Annotated in this window: 13 protein-coding genes; 6 read left to right on the forward strand and 7 right to left on the reverse strand. The window is 52.2% G+C overall.

Annotated features, from left to right (window positions below; all coding sequences use genetic code 11):
• Window positions 1-14 precede the first annotated feature (14 nt).
• The 6 genes from feoB to QEH52_RS09105 all read right to left on the reverse strand — a co-directional run bounded on the left by feoB (window position 15) and on the right by QEH52_RS09105 (window position 6,849).
• Window positions 15-2,228, reverse strand: coding sequence for a ferrous iron transport protein B (gene feoB, locus QEH52_RS09080; RefSeq protein ID WP_308949875.1), 2,214 nt, complete (start codon window positions 2,226-2,228; stop codon window positions 15-17).
• Window positions 2,228-2,452, reverse strand: a complete 225-nt coding sequence (locus QEH52_RS09085; RefSeq protein WP_308949877.1) for a FeoA family protein — start codon at window positions 2,450-2,452, stop codon at window positions 2,228-2,230. Before QEH52_RS09085 ends, feoB begins: the two co-directional genes overlap by 1 nt.
• A gap of 190 nt (window positions 2,453-2,642) precedes the next feature.
• Window positions 2,643-3,170, reverse strand: a complete 528-nt coding sequence (locus QEH52_RS09090) for a gamma carbonic anhydrase family protein (protein ID WP_308949878.1) — start codon at window positions 3,168-3,170, stop codon at window positions 2,643-2,645.
• Between the two features lie 328 nt (window positions 3,171-3,498).
• Window positions 3,499-4,440, reverse strand: a complete 942-nt coding sequence (locus tag QEH52_RS09095) for an endonuclease/exonuclease/phosphatase family protein (RefSeq protein ID WP_308949881.1) — start codon at window positions 4,438-4,440, stop codon at window positions 3,499-3,501.
• 37 nt (window positions 4,441-4,477) lie between these two features.
• Window positions 4,478-5,803, reverse strand: coding sequence for a Glu/Leu/Phe/Val family dehydrogenase (locus QEH52_RS09100; protein WP_308949883.1), 1,326 nt, complete (start codon window positions 5,801-5,803; stop codon window positions 4,478-4,480).
• 83 nt (window positions 5,804-5,886) lie between these two features.
• Window positions 5,887-6,849 carry a hypothetical protein gene (locus QEH52_RS09105; protein ID WP_308949884.1) on the reverse strand — a complete coding sequence of 321 codons (963 nt, stop codon included), beginning with the start codon at window positions 6,847-6,849 and terminating at the stop codon, window positions 5,887-5,889.
• A 104-nt stretch (window positions 6,850-6,953) separates the two neighbouring features.
• Here QEH52_RS09105 and nth point away from each other — a divergent pair, with 104 nt between their 5' ends.
• The gene (gene nth, locus QEH52_RS09110; RefSeq protein WP_308949885.1) at window positions 6,954-7,607 is read left to right on the forward strand and encodes an endonuclease III; all 654 of its coding nucleotides are present in this window, start codon (window positions 6,954-6,956) and stop codon (window positions 7,605-7,607) included.
• Between the two features lie 31 nt (window positions 7,608-7,638).
• On the opposite strand, the gene QEH52_RS09115 is transcribed toward nth, so the two are convergent.
• Complete coding sequence (locus QEH52_RS09115) at window positions 7,639-8,022, reverse strand: hypothetical protein (RefSeq protein WP_308949886.1); 384 nt, start codon at window positions 8,020-8,022, stop codon at window positions 7,639-7,641.
• A 225-nt stretch (window positions 8,023-8,247) separates the two neighbouring features.
• Between QEH52_RS09115 and clpB the strand changes: the two genes are divergently transcribed.
• From clpB to QEH52_RS09140, 5 genes are all read left to right on the forward strand, one after another.
• On the forward strand, window positions 8,248-10,860 hold the full coding sequence (clpB, locus tag QEH52_RS09120) for an ATP-dependent chaperone ClpB (protein ID WP_308949887.1): 2,613 nt from the start codon (window positions 8,248-8,250) through the stop codon (window positions 10,858-10,860).
• 104 nt (window positions 10,861-10,964) lie between these two features.
• Window positions 10,965-12,935 (forward strand): hypothetical protein, encoded by a 1,971-nt coding sequence (locus QEH52_RS09125; protein ID WP_308949888.1) that lies wholly within the window; start codon window positions 10,965-10,967, stop codon window positions 12,933-12,935.
• A 249-nt stretch (window positions 12,936-13,184) separates the two neighbouring features.
• The gene (locus tag QEH52_RS09130) at window positions 13,185-13,346 is read left to right on the forward strand and encodes a YqaE/Pmp3 family membrane protein (protein ID WP_308949889.1); all 162 of its coding nucleotides are present in this window, start codon (window positions 13,185-13,187) and stop codon (window positions 13,344-13,346) included.
• A gap of 693 nt (window positions 13,347-14,039) precedes the next feature.
• The gene (locus QEH52_RS09135; protein WP_308949890.1) at window positions 14,040-14,447 is read left to right on the forward strand and encodes a hypothetical protein; all 408 of its coding nucleotides are present in this window, start codon (window positions 14,040-14,042) and stop codon (window positions 14,445-14,447) included.
• A gap of 87 nt (window positions 14,448-14,534) precedes the next feature.
• Window positions 14,535-15,134, forward strand: coding sequence for a YqaA family protein (locus tag QEH52_RS09140; RefSeq protein WP_308949891.1), 600 nt, complete (start codon window positions 14,535-14,537; stop codon window positions 15,132-15,134).
• Window positions 15,135-15,200: the final 66 nt, after the last annotated feature.

Raw genomic sequence — 15,200 nt, forward strand, 5'->3', positions numbered from 1 at the left:
TGCATCTCCACGTGCTATGACACAAAGAGCATGCCGACTTGGTAGACGGCCACGGCGGCGATCCAGGCGAAGCTTGTCAGTGCGACAAAGCTACCTGCAGCCCACCACCAGTTGAGTTCCTTGGCGATCACAGCCAAGGTGGCTCCGCACTGCATGCAGAGGGCAAAGAAGACCATGATCGAGAGTGCGACTGGAATATTAAAGACGGGCTCACCTTTGCGAGGGCCAGATTCCCATTTGGCATTGCTCAACGTGCTGCGCAAGTCGTCCGATTCCTCATCCACCTCGCCACCGAGTGCATAAGTGATTCCGAGAGTTGAAATGATGATTTCACGTGCCGGAAAACTGGCTAATACGCCAACGGTGATCTTCCAGTCGTAGCCTGCGGGAGCGAAGATGGGCTGCACAAACTTACCAAAACGGCCCATATAGCTTTGTTCGAGGTAACGGGCAGAGATTTGTTCTTCTAATTCAGTGCTCTGCGCTTCGTCTAGTTGAATCTCGCCGGAAATCTCGCTCATCGCACCTTGCGTGATTTGGCCGATGTATTCTGCAGTCACCTCTTCTTCCAGTTCCGTGGAGCGTGGGAAATATAACAGTGCCCAAATGATGATCGTCATCGCGAAGATAACTGTGCCCGCCCGCACGACAAATTCTTTACCACTTTCATACATGCGGTGGAAAACTAGCTTCACTTGTGGCACCCGATAGTGAGGCAATTCCATCACAAATGGCATTGGCTTACGCCCCTTATTTAGAGTTTTATTGAGCGCCCAGGCAAAGGGGGCGGCTACCAGTGCGCCGATGAAGTGCATGCCAAAGAGTGCGGCACCTGCGACGTTTGGGCCGTATTTGGGTTCGATAAATGCACCGATTAGCAGTAGATAGACAGGTAGTCGTGCCGAACAACTCATCAGCGGAGCGACTAGAATCGTGATCAAGCGCGCCTTGTTGTCGTTGATCGTGCGGGTGGCCATAATGCCTGGGATTGCGCAGGCGAAACTCGTGAGCAGTGGCACGAAACTCTTACCGTTGAGCCCACACCATTGAAAGAGTTTATCCATCAGGAAGGCCGCTCGTGCCATATAGCCTGAGGCCTCTAGCAGTGAGATGAAAAAGAAGAGCACCAGGATTTGCGGCAGAAAGACCAAAAATGCGCCGACACCTCCGATGATGCCATCGGCGACCAAACTCTGTAGCATGGGCGTGGCGACGAGTGCATCCGAGGCGATCCCTTGCACCCAGCCGACGACTGTTTCGATCAGATCCATGATCGGGCCGGCCCAGGTGTAGACGGATTGGAAGACTACATACATCATCCCAACGAAGACCAGCAGGCCCCAGAATTTGTGTAGTAGCAGTTGATCGATGCTCTCGGACTTGCTGCGCTTTTTCATCGCCGATTGGCGCTCCAGCACGTCGTTGAGTAGAGGATTTAAAAAGCGGAAGCGCAGCGTCGATTCGGCGGCATCGGGTTGAAAGCCATCTTTGTATAGTTGCTCGCGGGCAGCCTCAATGATTGCTTGGTGTTCATCGGCCGGAGTCTTTAGCCGTTCTGTGACTGCGCTCTTACGATCAAAGAGCAGGCGCTGTAATTCGCCTTCACTCAGAGATTCGCTGCGTTGCTCAACAAGCTGTTCTCTCAATGAGCCAATCGCCTTTTGCACAGGCTCTGGCCATTTCGGACGTACCAAAATCGGGCGCGTTACGAGTGCCTTCTCGATCGTTTTGGCCAATTCATCGGTTCCGCTCTTGCGCTTAGCGACTGTGGGCACGACGGGAACTCCAAGCCGTTGCTCTAGAAGTTTACTGTCGATTTGAAGCCCTTTTTTCTCGGCGACATCCCAGCAGTTGAGTGCGATGACCATGGGCACTCCCAGCTCTGAGGCCTGCGAAGCTAGAAATAAATTACGCCGCAGGTTTTCGACGTCCACCACCACTACGACTAAGTCGGGTGCCTGGCCGCCCATGCCATGTCCACTGATCACGTCAACTGCTACCCGCTCATCAAGTGAACTCGCGCTGAGACTATACGTGCCCGGCAAATCGATTAACTCGACCGACTCTCCGCTGGGCATAGTCCAAGTGCCTGTCTTTTTTTCAACCGTGACGCCAGAGTAGTTGCCCACTCGCTGACGCATTCCAGTCAGTATATTAAAGAGGGAAGTCTTACCCGTGTTCGGATTCCCGATCAGAGCAATGCGACGGTTGGCTTTTGCGCTGCTCATTAGATTGCTTCAACCTCCACGTGTGCAGCGTCTTCCAGACGCACGCTGATGTGGCAACCGTTGAATTCCACTGCGATTGGATCGCCCAGTGGTGCTTCGTGCACGAGGCGTATTTCTTGGTCCGGCAACAGGCCCATAGACATCAGCCGCGAGACGCAGTCGTTGCAGCAATCCAAGTTTTTGACGCGGAAAAGTCCGCCTTTTTTGATTTCGTTCAGTCGCATGGTAAAATGGTCTCGGCTGAGAATAAGTCTCAATCGCTCATTGATGAGAAGGAGTTATGACTGAATTGCAAGCCTCAGCTGTCCTAGGCGTGAGAGTTTTCAGGTCGAGGCGGTTTGGGGCAGCCGGATCGTGTGTGAAGGCTCCGCACGGAGGCAGTGAGACTGGAGTCAAGCTCGCCTTGCGTGCGCTCTAGCTGAAACGCTTTTTGTGGCCACGCGAGACGGTCACGTATTTTTCGGCGAGTCCCTTCAGTCCCGCGCGTTCCGCATCGCTGAGTGCGCGCACCACTTTAGCTGGAGCCCCGAGCACTAGCGAGCCTGCGGGGATTTGCGTGCCTTTTGTTACCAGTGCGCCTGCACCGATAATCGATTGTTCGCCGATGACAGCGCCGTCAAGAATGGTGGCTTGCATGCCGACCAGGCATTCGTCGCCAATTTCGCAGGCGTGGATCATGGCTGAGTGGCCGATGGTTACATATTTGCCGACTTTTACACCGTAGTCGTCGGCTAGGTGCACGACGGTGCCGTCTTGCACATTGGAGCCTTCGCCGATTTCGATGGTATTGATGTCGCCGCGCAGCACTGCATTGTGCCAGACGCTGGAATTGAGCCCTAGGGAGACGGCGCCAATGACGACGGCGCCTTCAGCCACATAGGCCGAATCGTCGATGGCTGGAGTTTGATCAAGATATTTCGAGAGACGTTCATCTATAGTCATAGTCGCCCATTAAGCGGGAGGATAGATTTTGCGCCAGTTCAAAGCACTTCTATAAGCAGGGCTTCTTGCTTGGAAACTGCGAACTGCTTCCATTGAGAGTGATCTTTTTCCGGTGCGTACTGGCTTAAACGATGTAACCACGTACGCTGGCGTGCCTTCTGTGGTCGCAGGGTCCAGCTTTCTTTGCCTTCGCTTGTGATTGCCTCCAATACTATCTCGTTACCAGGCTTCTAGTCCCAATGATTCGCAAACCCCGCGTGGGAAAGTGGCTTGGCGCTTACTAGAGAGTTTTACCTTTAACATCGGTATTGTGTAAGTAGATTTTGCCTTACTTGTCAACTTTGCCGTAAGGTGGTGCCTGGCTGAAGGCAGCCACATACATGAGATGATCGGTATTTGCAGCTTCTGCCACATGGGCATCGTGTGCGTGCAGATCGATACTCGCCCAGATCTGATCGATTCGTAACAGCGGCATTGAATGCATGATTGTGTTACACCAACCGCGGCCACCTGTGGCGAAGCTGTCTCTAAGACGCGTATCGATTGCTTGAAAGACGCGATCTCCTTGGGCTACGTTAAAATCGCCACCTAGTAAGATCGTTCTATCTGAACTCGCTGATGGGAGTGCTTGCACGACTTTGTCGATCTGTTCCATTTGGCGCTCTCGTTGGAGTCGTTGTTGAGTCCAGCAATTGGCGTTCCATAGGTCTATGCGTGGATTACTGGTTGCGAGTCTTAGTGAGGTGATGTGGTACTGTGTGCCGCGGATTTCAGCCCAAGCTGTATTAAAGAAGGAAGCCGTGGTTCCAATGTGTTGGATGTGACCTTTGACTAGAATGCTGGTGTCCACGCCGTGTGCATATTGGTAGTCGCTGTTTTGCTTGACCCATTCGAGTACCGTATTCCGTTGTGGCGTTTCTTGTATTAATACGATGTCGGGGCCTAGCTCCAAGGCAGAGAGGAGTGCATCTATTGAGCCTGAGCAATTGACTGTGATGACTTTTAATTGAGAAGTGATGTAATGTTCGGGGCGTAGCAATCTACTGAGAGATTTGATTTCTTCAACAAAGCTAAAGGTGAACAGTAACCAGAGCATGCAAGCGAACTTGAAGGACGCGCGGCGGTAAGCCGGGAGGCTCAAGCCCCATATAATTAACCAACTCCACGCAGGAAAGATGGTGACTGCGCTGGCCCAGTCAGGACGCTGCCAATAGACTAGGAGCAGAAACAATGCGGATGATATGGAGATGCCGTTTAGCGTTCTTCTCATATGTCAGCTTGATCGGCACTGATTAGCTCGCGGGCCTTTACGGAAATACGCCGCGCATCTCATAGACTTTATCGATGTGTGCGATCGCGGCCGCGTAGGAGGCTAGGCGCATGCTGCAGTCGAGGCGCTTGGCGGTGGCCAGCACGCGCTCGGCAGAGCGTGTCATCACTTTACGCAGACGCTCGTCGACCAGCTCTTCGTCCCAGGTCTCGGATTGTCGGTTTTGCTTCCATTCGAAATAACTCACCGTCACACCGCCGGCGTTGCACAGAATCGCGGGCAGCACTTCCACGCCTTTTTGGAGTAGATGCTGCTCTGCGCGTGGGGTAGTGGGAGCGTTGGCCGCTTCGACCACCACTTTACATTGTAAGCGTTCGGCGTGTTCGAGGTCCACCATCTGCTCCAGTGCGGCAGGTATGAAGAGGTCGACCGGGGTGCTGTAGAAATTGGGCGCGTCGATTGCGTCGGCTCCGGCGAAACCGTTCACGCCGCCAGTGGCTTGCACGTGCTGCGCCAGTGCTTCGGCGTCGATGCCGGCTTCGTTGCGGATGGCACCGGTGTGGTCCATCACTGCTTTGAGTTGACTGCCGCGTGCTTGGAGTAAGCGAGCGGTCCATGAGCCGACATTGCCATAGCCGATCAGGCTGAAACTGAGCTTTGAAATCTCCATGTCCATGCCCGGGAGGAGGGCGTCGAGCACATAGACCAGCCCCTGACCAGTGGCTTTTTCACGCCCAGCGGAGCCGCCGAATTCGAGGGGTTTGCCGGTGACGACGCCGCGTGCGGTGACCTTGGTGGAGGACTCGGCGAAATTGATATAGGTGTCCGCCATCCATGCCATGATTTGTGCATTGGTGCCCATGTCAGGAGCAGGGATGTCGTAATCCGGCCCGATGTTGTTACCCAGTGCGGCGGTGAGGCGGCGGGTGACGCGTTCGAGTTCGCTGCGGCTGATCGAGCGTGGATCGATCTTAAGTGCTCCTTTGGCGCCGCCGAAGGGCAGGCGGGCCAGCGCACATTTCATCGTCATGAGCAGTGCCAGCGTCTTGACCTCGTCCAGTTTGACTTCGCCGTGGTAGCGGATGCCGCCTTTGTAGGGGCCCAGTACGTTGTTGTGTTGCACGCGATAACCTTTGAATAATTGCCAGCGTCCATCGTCCATTTTGACGGGGCAGTGCACCATGATTTCATTCTTAGGTTGCGAGAGGATCAGCTTCAGACGCTGGTCTACTTTGAGCAAATTGGCCGCTTCGAGTACAGAACTGATCGTCTGGAAATACAGATTATGATCATCGTAGTAATCGTCCAATTCGTGGAAGATTTCACGTGCGGATTGGCAGGCGGGGGTATCGCAGGGGTCCATGCGATTAAGGGTGCTCGCGCTGAGTGAAGAAGGCAAGCGCTTGTGTGATTAAAACCTTCGCTTTTAATTTTAGCGTGGCGGCTCTACCTTGCCGTTGTCCAGATTCTTAGAGAACTGAGGAAGAAGAGTTCCAAGGCCGCGACTTGGTTGAAGTTGATTTCCATCAGGCTGGCAGATTTTTCCAAGGCTTCGGTGGCGCGGTGCAGGGCGCTGGCAGGAAGCTCGCCTGTGTTGAGGGCTTCGATATCGCGTGCAAAGCCGGCAGTGGCTTTTTCGATCTCCGCGAAAAGTTGTTTGCGATAGCCTTTGCTTAGGCCGACTTCCATGGCATCTTTTTCGTCCGAGCTGATATGCTCGGGCAGTGTTTCTTTTTGTGCTTTCCAGGCAGTCGCTGTCATTTCATTCAGAATCGCTTGAAAGCGCGCATTGAGGCCGTAGGCGCCCATCATAATGTGGGGAATGGTCTTTTTGTTGGGACCTTTAATCAAGCGGCCGAGCCATTCGCGATAGGAGACCACCCAGGCGGGCCAGTCGGGGTGCTGTATGCCTTCCATTGTGGCCGGAATGCGGAAGTTGAGGCAACGGCTGCGAATGGTGTCGAGCAGGTCGTAAGGGCGCGTCGTTAGCAGAAATAGAGTGGTGCCGGCTGGCGGCTCTTCCAGTGTCTTCAGAAAGGCGTTGGCAGAGGCCGGATTCATACGATCGGCGTCGATCACGATGCCGACCTTGCGCCCGCCTTGATTGGAGCTTTTGGCGATGTCGACCACCAGCTTGCGCATGGTGTTGTTTTCTTCTGTCTTGCCCACTTTGATCAAGCGAGCTTTGCCACTCGGGCGTAAGATAAAGCAATCTGGATGGTCGAAAGGGTTGCGCATCGTTTCGAGTAGATGGGCGGCGATCGCACTTACGATTGTTTCGAGGCTTTCTAAGCTCTCTCCGTGGAGTAGGATGCCGTGCCCGAGGCGGTTCTGGGCCAAAGAGCGTTCCAGCACTTCGACCGCACGGGTATCGCGCAGTTCTTCAGGAAGGGAGTCGGATAGTTTCATTTCTTTGGATTTATGCTTTAAAATTGCTCAATTTGTCGCAGGCAGCTTAGCTGTATTTTTGGCTTAAGATTCTATGCTGAGCAAGAAACAAGACACCTTTTCGAATGATTAAAAAAGAACGCGCCGCTTATATTCAAAATCGCTTACAGGAACTCTATCCTGAGCCGCCTGTGCCCTTGGATCATAAAGACCCGTATACTTTGTTGATTGCGGTGCTGCTCTCGGCTCAGTGCACCGATGTGCGGGTCAATCAGATCACGCCCTTACTCTTCGAGCGTGCAGATACGCCGCAGGCGATGGTAGAGATCCCTGAAGAGGAAATTCGCGCGATCATTCGTCCTTGCGGGCTTTCGCCGATGAAAGCGAAGGGCATCGCGGGGCTTTCGCGTATTTTATTGGATCAACATGGCGGCGAGGTGCCTGCCGATATGAAGGCGCTGGAAGCACTGCCTGCTGTGGGGCATAAGACGGCTTCGGTGGTGATGGCACAGGCCTTTGGGGTGCCCGCGTTTCCAGTCGACACACACATTCATAGGCTTGCGCAGCGCTGGGGCCTCACCAATGGGAAAAATGTGGCCCAGACCGAGCGAGATCTGAAGCGATTATTTCCAGAGTCGTGTTGGAATGACTTACACCTACAAATTATTTTCTATGGGCGCGAGTATTGTACTGCCCGCGGCTGCGATGGCACTGTCTGTGAGATTTGCCGCACGGTGTATCCAGCTAGAAAGCGCGCCAAGAAAACCTTAAAAGCTTAGTTTGCGTGGATAGCCAGTTTCGCTGGCTGTATTAATTGCCGAAGATTGATTGATTTGTGCCTAAGTCGAAGGAATCGTTGCCAAAGCTGCTGTCCGAACTTGCCGGCGCATTGATTACTGCGTCAAAAGTGAAATCGGCCGCTCCTTTACCCTTGGATTGGATCGGTTGATGAAAGTCGATCTCGAACTCACTGCGTTTTGCCGGAGCTTCAGCTTGAGTCTTTTCGTCTGCTTGAGACGTCGCCACTGCTTGGGCGGGTACAGCTAGGCGCCCTATAATCGGCTGCGAGGATTGAGTGGGGACAATATCAAAAATGAAGTAACTACTTTGCTCATAGGCCTGCGCTAGGCTTACACAGATCAGTGGCAGTATGAGTGTGGCGATCAGTCGACGGGTTCTTGGTAGGGAGCGCATGGGATTTTGAATAAGGATTTCAGCTATAATGTCGAGACTCCTGTCCTTTTAAAAAGACTGCTTGGTTTGTGTCAAAATGTCTCACTCTTGCTGGCGTTGTCTCGGTTTGTCGTGTTTTTGCCCAGTTTGTCTTTCTGTGTGAGTGCTGTAAGTGTCTTTTAATCAATCTATTGCATTTGGATTTTAGTGATTCGGAGCTGGAACGGTTTATGCGAGGGTAGAGCTATGAATATTGATTTTAACACATTTACCGAAAAGTCTGCCTTCGCTGTGCAGGAGGCACAAAATCTAGCCCGTCATTATGGGCAGCAAGAGATCGACAGCTGGCATCTATTACTGGCATTGGTGCAGCAAGAAGGTGGCATCGTGCCTGGACTGTTAGAGCGCATGCAAGTTTCGCCCGCTGCTGTCGAACTAGCGGTAAAGCGCGAAATTGAAGCCCTGCCCAAGGCTTCCGGCAGCGTCAATGCCAGCCAAGTCTATGTTTCGTCTGCCTTGCAAAAGGCAATCGCTGAGGCGGATAAGGTCAAAGCCAAGTTGGGCGATGACTTTGTAAGCACGGAACACTTGTTCCTTGGCTTGCTCAAAGGTTCTACGGGTAAGTTGGGGAAGTTGTTGGATTCCTTCGAACTGGATCATGATAAAGTGCGCAAAGCAATTGAAACGGCGCGCGCCGGTCAAAAGGTGACCTCTCGTAATCCGGAGACAACTTTTGAAGCACTCGAAAAATATGGGATCGATCTGGTCGAACAGGCACGTAAAGGGAAGATGGACCCTGTCATCGGTCGCGACTCTGAGATCCGCCGTGTGATTCGCATACTTTCACGTAAGACTAAAAACAACCCAGTGCTCATTGGTGAACCTGGTGTGGGTAAGACGGCCATCGTCGAAGGTCTCGCGCAGCGCATCGTGCGCGGCGATGTGCCGGAAGGCTTGCAAGACAAGACTATCTTTGCACTGGACATGAGTTCTTTGGTGGCGGGTGCCAAATACCGGGGTGAGTTCGAAGAACGCCTTAAGGCCGTGCTGGCCGAAGTTAAAAATAGCGAAGGTCGCATTCTTCTATTCATTGATGAATTGCACACCATCGTAGGCGCAGGAAAGACCGAAGGTGCGATGGACGCGGGTAATATGCTCAAGCCCATGTTGGCACGAGGTGAGTTGCACTGTGTGGGGGCCACGACCCTCGATGAATATCGCAAATACATCGAAAAGGACGCCGCGCTAGAGCGCCGTTTCCAAACGGTGCAAGTCGATCAACCCAATGTCGAGGACACCATCTCGATTCTGCGCGGCATCCGCGAGCGCTTCGAGTTACACCACGGGGTGCGCATTCAGGATAACGCGCTGGTGCAAGCTGCTGTGCTCTCGCATCGCTATATCAGCGAGCGCTTCCTGCCCGATAAGGCGATCGATCTCGTGGACGAAGCCTGCGCGATGATACGCACTGAAATGGACTCGATGCCACAGGAGCTCGATGAGCTGACGCGTCGTGCGCTCCGACTTGAAATTGAAGAAGCTGCACTGAAAAACGAGAAAGATGAAGCGTCCAAAGAACGTCTCAAGACACTCTCCCGCGAGTTGGCCGACATTCGTGAAAAAGAGTCCGCCCTTCGCTCGCAATGGGAGAGCGAAAAGGGCGCGATCGACCAGATCCGTCAAGTGCGCGAAGAGCTCGATACGACACGCATCGAGATGGAAAAAGCAGAGCGTAATTATGATTTGAATACAGTGGCTCAGCTACGCCACGGCAAAATGCCTGAGCTCGAAGCTAAGCTCAAGCAACTTGAAGCAGTTGAGGCTAAAGAGGGGGCTCTCTTGAAAGAAGAGGTCTCACAGGAAGAGATTGCAGACATCGTTGCCAAGTGGACGGGCGTGCCTGTTACACGTATCGTCGAAGGCGAGAAAGAGAAACTCTTGCGTCTGGAAGAAGTGCTGCATGAACGCGTGGTGGGGCAAGATGAGTCGGTCACATTAGTCACCGAGGCGATTCTACGAGCCCGCGCCGGCATTAAAGATCCCCGTCGGCCGATCGGTAGTTTCCTCTTCTTGGGGCCCACCGGCGTGGGTAAGACCGAGCTGGCGCGCACCCTTGCGCAAACACTCTTCGATACTGAGGATAATATCGTGCGTATTGATATGTCCGAATACATGGAAAAGCATGCCGTGGCTCGCCTGATCGGCGCGCCTCCCGGATACGTGGGCTATGATGAAGGTGGCCAGCTGACCGAAGCCGTGCGTCGCAAGCCTTATAGCGTGGTGCTCTTCGATGAGATTGAGAAGGCGCACCCCGATGTATTCAATGTGCTCTTACAAGTCATGGACGACGGGCGCATTACCGACGCACAGGGGCACACGGTAGATTTTAAAAATACCGTGATTATTATGACCTCCAATGTTGGCAGTCGTTTTCTCACCGAAGGTGTGGTTGGAACAGAGATTCCAGACACGGTGCGTGAGTCGGTCATGGCAGAGCTGCGTCAAGGTTTCCGCCCAGAGTTCCTGAATCGGATCGATGACACTGTTTTGTTCAAACCGCTGACACTGGATGAGATTACGCAGATTGTAGACTTACTCTTGGCAGATCTGAATAAGCGCTTAGCGGAGCGTGGTATCACCATCGAGTTTGATGACGCCGCTCGCAAATGGATTGGTGAAAAAGGCTACGATCCGGTTTATGGTGCACGCCCTCTAAAGCGCTTTTTGCAAAAGCAAATCGAAACTAAGCTCGCACGTGGCTTGCTTAGCGGCGACGTCGCAGAGCAAAGCACCGTCTTGTTTAAGTTGGAAGACGGCGCGCTGACCATGGAATCGCTCGACCGAGTCGAAATCCTCTAGTGCGTGCGCTCTTAGCTGCCCGCCCGCAGCTAAGGGCGCCGCATCGCCGGTCCATTGCAAAATCGAAGGCTTGCACTTCATCTTTGAATGTTTAGCTTTCCGTTATGAAATGGATTTTGGCTGTGGTCGCATTATTATCGGGTTTGTTGGGTGGCTTTCTGTTGGCACCTCGTTCTGCTGAGTCCTCCTGGGATACAGGTTCATCCGCCAGCAATGCTCCAGCGGGAGGGGCCGCCTCGGCTGCGGCTGCTCGGGCTGCTGATAGGCAGGGGAGCGCTCCTGCCGCGGCAGGCGACGTAGGGGCATCGGGCGCGGGCGGCGCCGAGTCTATTACGGAGGCTTGGCTGGAGTCTTTGGACGAGCTCGACACTTTTGATCAGATTGGTGCCTTGCATGCTCGTTTAAAGGATCTGGACGTCTCCAAATTTCCTGAGCTGATGAAGAAGTTAGGGAGCTATGCCGGTTCTGCGGTCAACTGGCAGGTGCGCAGCATGATTGCGACTCGCTGGGCTCAAGTCGATCCACAGGGCATGCTAGACTATGCGAAGCAAGAAAAAGGCACTGTTTCGTGGAGTCTTTATAACACTGTTTTTTCCGCGTGGTCGAAGCAAGACCCGCAGGCAGCTTACAGTGCGGCACTCAATCTGGATTCTCAGCGTTGGCAACAAGCGGCGATTCAATCGGTCGTCAATACCGTGGCGGAGACGGACCCGCAGCGAGCCATTCATATGGCTCAAGAATATTATGGTAATCAGGTCAGCGGGCAAGGACGTTGGTTGTATCAATCCATATATCGTAATTGGGCGCAGGAAGATGGAGCCGCGGCGCGGCAGAGTGCATTGCAGTTAGAGGAGGGCGCCGCAAAGTCAGCTGCGCTGGCCGGGGCCATGTCCGATTGGATGGCAAAGGATCCGATGGAGGCGTTGGCTTGGCTAGACTCGTTGCCTATGGACAGCGCGATTTATGGTTCGCGCAAACAAGTCTTTCGGAATTTGCTCAATCAGGATATTGAGGTGGCTAAAGAGTATATTGATTCGGTGGAGAATCCTCTGGAGCGACGCCAAGTGCTCGAGAATTTACAGTTTCATAACTTTGCATGGCAAAAAAGCTATGAGGAGATCCAAGAAGTTTTTGATTGGCTCGGCACAGTCGCGACTGGGCAAACTTATGATAATCGCGTGAGTAGTATTATACAGGCGATGACGCAAAACGATCCAGACCGTGCGATTGATTTTGTGCTTAATATGGGCCCTGGCAATGCACGTATGAATGGCTTGAATGCGATCGGAAGTAAACTAGTTGAAATCGATCCACAGTTGGCCTTCGATTTTGTGGATAGTCTGCCCTATGAGGACGAAAAGCGACGCGCGCTTGGGAGTATGGGCTGGCGCCTTTCGCAGCAGGGAGTCGAGTCGGCTAGTGTATTGGTGGGGGCGCATACGGACCCAATCGTGCAGCGTCAATTAGCCTCGCGCATCTCGGGTGAGTGGTCGAAGTATGATCAAGCCGGAGCATTGGCTTGGTCGGAATCACTATCGGATGAACAGGCGCGAAAATCCGCGATGCGCTCTGTGCTAAGTAATTGGATCGAATCTGACCCCGCGGCAACTTTAGCTTATGTGAGCACGCTAGAGGATAGCGATTCGGGCTCTGTACTACGTGATGCCTACACCAGTTGGGCACGTAATGATCCACAGGCGGCGGTATCTTGGCTCGATCAATTGCCTGAAAGTGCCGAAGCGCGTAAAGCCGACATCTATCGAGGTGTGGCGAGCAGCTTCATTAATCATGATCCGATGGCTGCATCGGAGTGGATTGCAACTCTGGAGGAGGGCCCGGCACGGGATCAATCGGTCGAGACGCTGGTGAATAACATTTCTCAAACTGATCCGGAAGCGGGTTTCATTTGGGCAGTCACGGTGGGAGATGATAATAAGCGTAAGAACACGCTGAATCGCAGTGTGCAGGAATGGATCAAGACCGATATTGAGATGGCTTATGAAGCCGTCCTCGATGCCGAGATCGAAGCCAGCGAAAAAGAACCTTTGCTCAAGATGTTTGAGGGTAAGCTTTAATTGATTTTTTTATCCAAATTGCAGCTCGCAAGATGACTGCAGTTGTGGGCCGTGCAAAACGCAAGCAAGCTGCGCCTTTGTATGTGGCCTATAGAAGAAAGATTATTTTCCCTGATTGATTCTTGATCGCGACCTATAGCTGGTCTTTACGCGTGTAGACAGGCTTAGAGAGTTTTTTTACTAACTTTTTTTTGACGAAGTCGTATGAGGCTGCGGTGTTTCGGCATGGAGTTTGCGTAATTGGACGGCATGGATATAATACGCATTCTTCTCTCGATTCTCTTACCACCTGTTGGGGTCTTTCTTCAAGTTGGGATTGGCCTCCAGTTTTGGATCAACATTGTCTTAACGCTGCTGGGGTACATTCCTGGTATCATCCACGCGCTTTACATCATACTGACTCGTGATTAAGCTGGGGGTGCTGAGTTTAAGTTAGCTGCAGCTATGCTTTGCGCAGCTTATCGACATTTAAGTAATAAAAAACCTGCTGATGAAAAAATTCCATCAGCAGGTTTTATTTTTGGCAAGTGGGGGAGCGCTTCTAGTATGAGGACTCTGGCATGCTAGCTACGCTGCTTGCCTCCCGCGCGCCAGTGGTTACTTATTGAGTTCACTTGCAGGTTGGACCTGCTCAGCGCTTGGTTTTGTGCGAGTGCGACCTTTCTTCTCATCAGCTCGCTCTTTCTTGTGTGGAGCCAATCCCCCTGGTTTGAGGAAGAACAGAATTATGAGAGTTATCGCTAAGATCATTGCGACTGCAGTGAGTATATATCCGTACATGGTAAGCTTTCTTTGAGTGTTGTGGATGTTATTCAGTTGCATGGGATCATGCGACCTAGTGCAAGAGGCACCGTTGTCTAATTAGAAAATGGCATGCCAATGCGGCGGGCGTATCCGTAAGTGATTGTTTATAAGTTTGATGTTCTATTGGCGACCTTTCCCGTATGAGACATTATTGCAAAATGCGTTATTAAACATGCTTTTAACGGGCTAATTGCATTCTTGATATTGATGCTTTTCTAACAGTGAGGTATATCCTGTTGGTATATCGTGCCTTGCGTTGTGGTATTATTTTTTGGCACGGAAAATGGGTTAGTGTGCGTTATGGATACAATAACAGCACCTACATCAACTGACCACGTGAACCACCAAATTGCAGATGATTTGGACCTAGCAGCGCATTCAGAGCATTGGCTAGCTCCGGAGCTCTTAAAAAAGTTAGCCTCACTTCAGGGCTGGAGCTTGGAGCAAGACGCCAACTCGTTGAATCTGGAGAAATACTATAGCTTTAAAGATGACGAAGCAGCTCAAGAGTTTGCCAACACGATTGGTGTATTCCTCAAAACAAATACGGTGCTCATTATGCTTCAAAAGTCAGAAGATCGCCCTTTGGTGGTCATCACCATGCGCGCCAAGGCTACAGCAGAATCTGCACTGATTCTGTGTGAGATTGCAGACGAGAGTGAACGCAAATATGAGATGGTCGCAAGTTGCACCGAAGATGCTGCTTAAATTTGTAGATTGAGCCGCTCTTCATTTGAGACGTTTTCAAATGCAGGGCGGCTATCAGCTTTTGCGTTATTGGCTCACCGCAGTTCCATGTTTCAGAAAATTGTAGATACCGTCAAGTCACGTGCCAATGCATCAGGCAGCCAGTTATCTTTTATGGGCTTGGCATCCTTCTTGGAGTCTACAGTGGTGCCCATTCCCTTGGAAGCGATTCTGATACCTTATTATCACAAACATCGCGAAAGCCTTTGGCGCACCGCAACTGTAGTGACCCTAGCCTGCCTGTTAGGGGCCAGTGCTTTTTATGCAGTCGGGGGGCTCGCTATGGATGGCTGGGGACGTTCTGTGATCGAAACCTTCTCTAGTTCTGAAGGCTTCGAATCTTTGAAGCAGGCTCTAAATGAACATGGCTTTTGGTTGATACTAGCCGCGGGCATCTCGCCGATACCTTTTCAAATTGCGATGTTGGGAGCGGGCGCTGTGGAATACCCCTTTCTTCCTTTCATTTTGGCCGCTGCACTGGCTCGTGGTATTCGCTATTTCGGCCTCGCCTTGTTGGTGCAAGTATATGGAGAGCGCGCATTGAACATGTGGGACGAAAATAAGCTGAAGGCTTCGGCTGTCGCCTTGGTTTTGCTAGCCAGCGTATACGGACTCGGGCGTTGGATTGAGTCAAGTTTGGTGGGCTAGTCGACGCTACTGATCATTTGGTTAGGCTTTTGTGGTCTTTCGCCCTCAAAAACTCTTAATTGCAAC

It is taken from the genome of Thalassobacterium maritimum, from assembly GCF_031127805.1.
GTDB classification, from domain to species: Bacteria; Verrucomicrobiota; Verrucomicrobiia; order Opitutales; family Coraliomargaritaceae; genus Thalassobacterium; species Thalassobacterium maritimum.

Bases quoted from the DNA above. Each gene is read 5' to 3' on its own strand.
- QEH52_RS09090 (WP_308949878.1), bottom strand. From the start codon at position 3,170: ATGACTATAGATGAACGTCTCTCGAAATATCTTGATCAAACTCCAGCC.
- QEH52_RS09085 (WP_308949877.1), bottom strand. From the start codon at position 2,452: ATGCGACTGAACGAAATCAAAAAAGGCGGACTTTTCCGCGTCAAAAAC.
- QEH52_RS09140 (WP_308949891.1), top strand. From the start codon at position 14,535: ATGTTTCAGAAAATTGTAGATACCGTCAAGTCACGTGCCAATGCATCA.
- QEH52_RS09105 (WP_308949884.1), bottom strand. From the start codon at position 6,849: ATGAAACTATCCGACTCCCTTCCTGAAGAACTGCGCGATACCCGTGCG.
- clpB (WP_308949887.1), top strand. From the start codon at position 8,248: ATGAATATTGATTTTAACACATTTACCGAAAAGTCTGCCTTCGCTGTG.
- QEH52_RS09095 (WP_308949881.1), bottom strand. From the start codon at position 4,440: ATGAGAAGAACGCTAAACGGCATCTCCATATCATCCGCATTGTTTCTG.
- QEH52_RS09135 (WP_308949890.1), top strand. From the start codon at position 14,040: ATGGATACAATAACAGCACCTACATCAACTGACCACGTGAACCACCAA.
- QEH52_RS09125 (WP_308949888.1), top strand. From the start codon at position 10,965: ATGAAATGGATTTTGGCTGTGGTCGCATTATTATCGGGTTTGTTGGGT.
- QEH52_RS09100 (WP_308949883.1), bottom strand. From the start codon at position 5,803: ATGGACCCCTGCGATACCCCCGCCTGCCAATCCGCACGTGAAATCTTC.
- feoB (WP_308949875.1), bottom strand. From the start codon at position 2,228: ATGAGCAGCGCAAAAGCCAACCGTCGCATTGCTCTGATCGGGAATCCG.
- QEH52_RS09130 (WP_308949889.1), top strand. From the start codon at position 13,185: ATGGATATAATACGCATTCTTCTCTCGATTCTCTTACCACCTGTTGGG.
- QEH52_RS09115 (WP_308949886.1), bottom strand. From the start codon at position 8,022: ATGCGCTCCCTACCAAGAACCCGTCGACTGATCGCCACACTCATACTG.
- nth (WP_308949885.1), top strand. From the start codon at position 6,954: ATGATTAAAAAAGAACGCGCCGCTTATATTCAAAATCGCTTACAGGAA.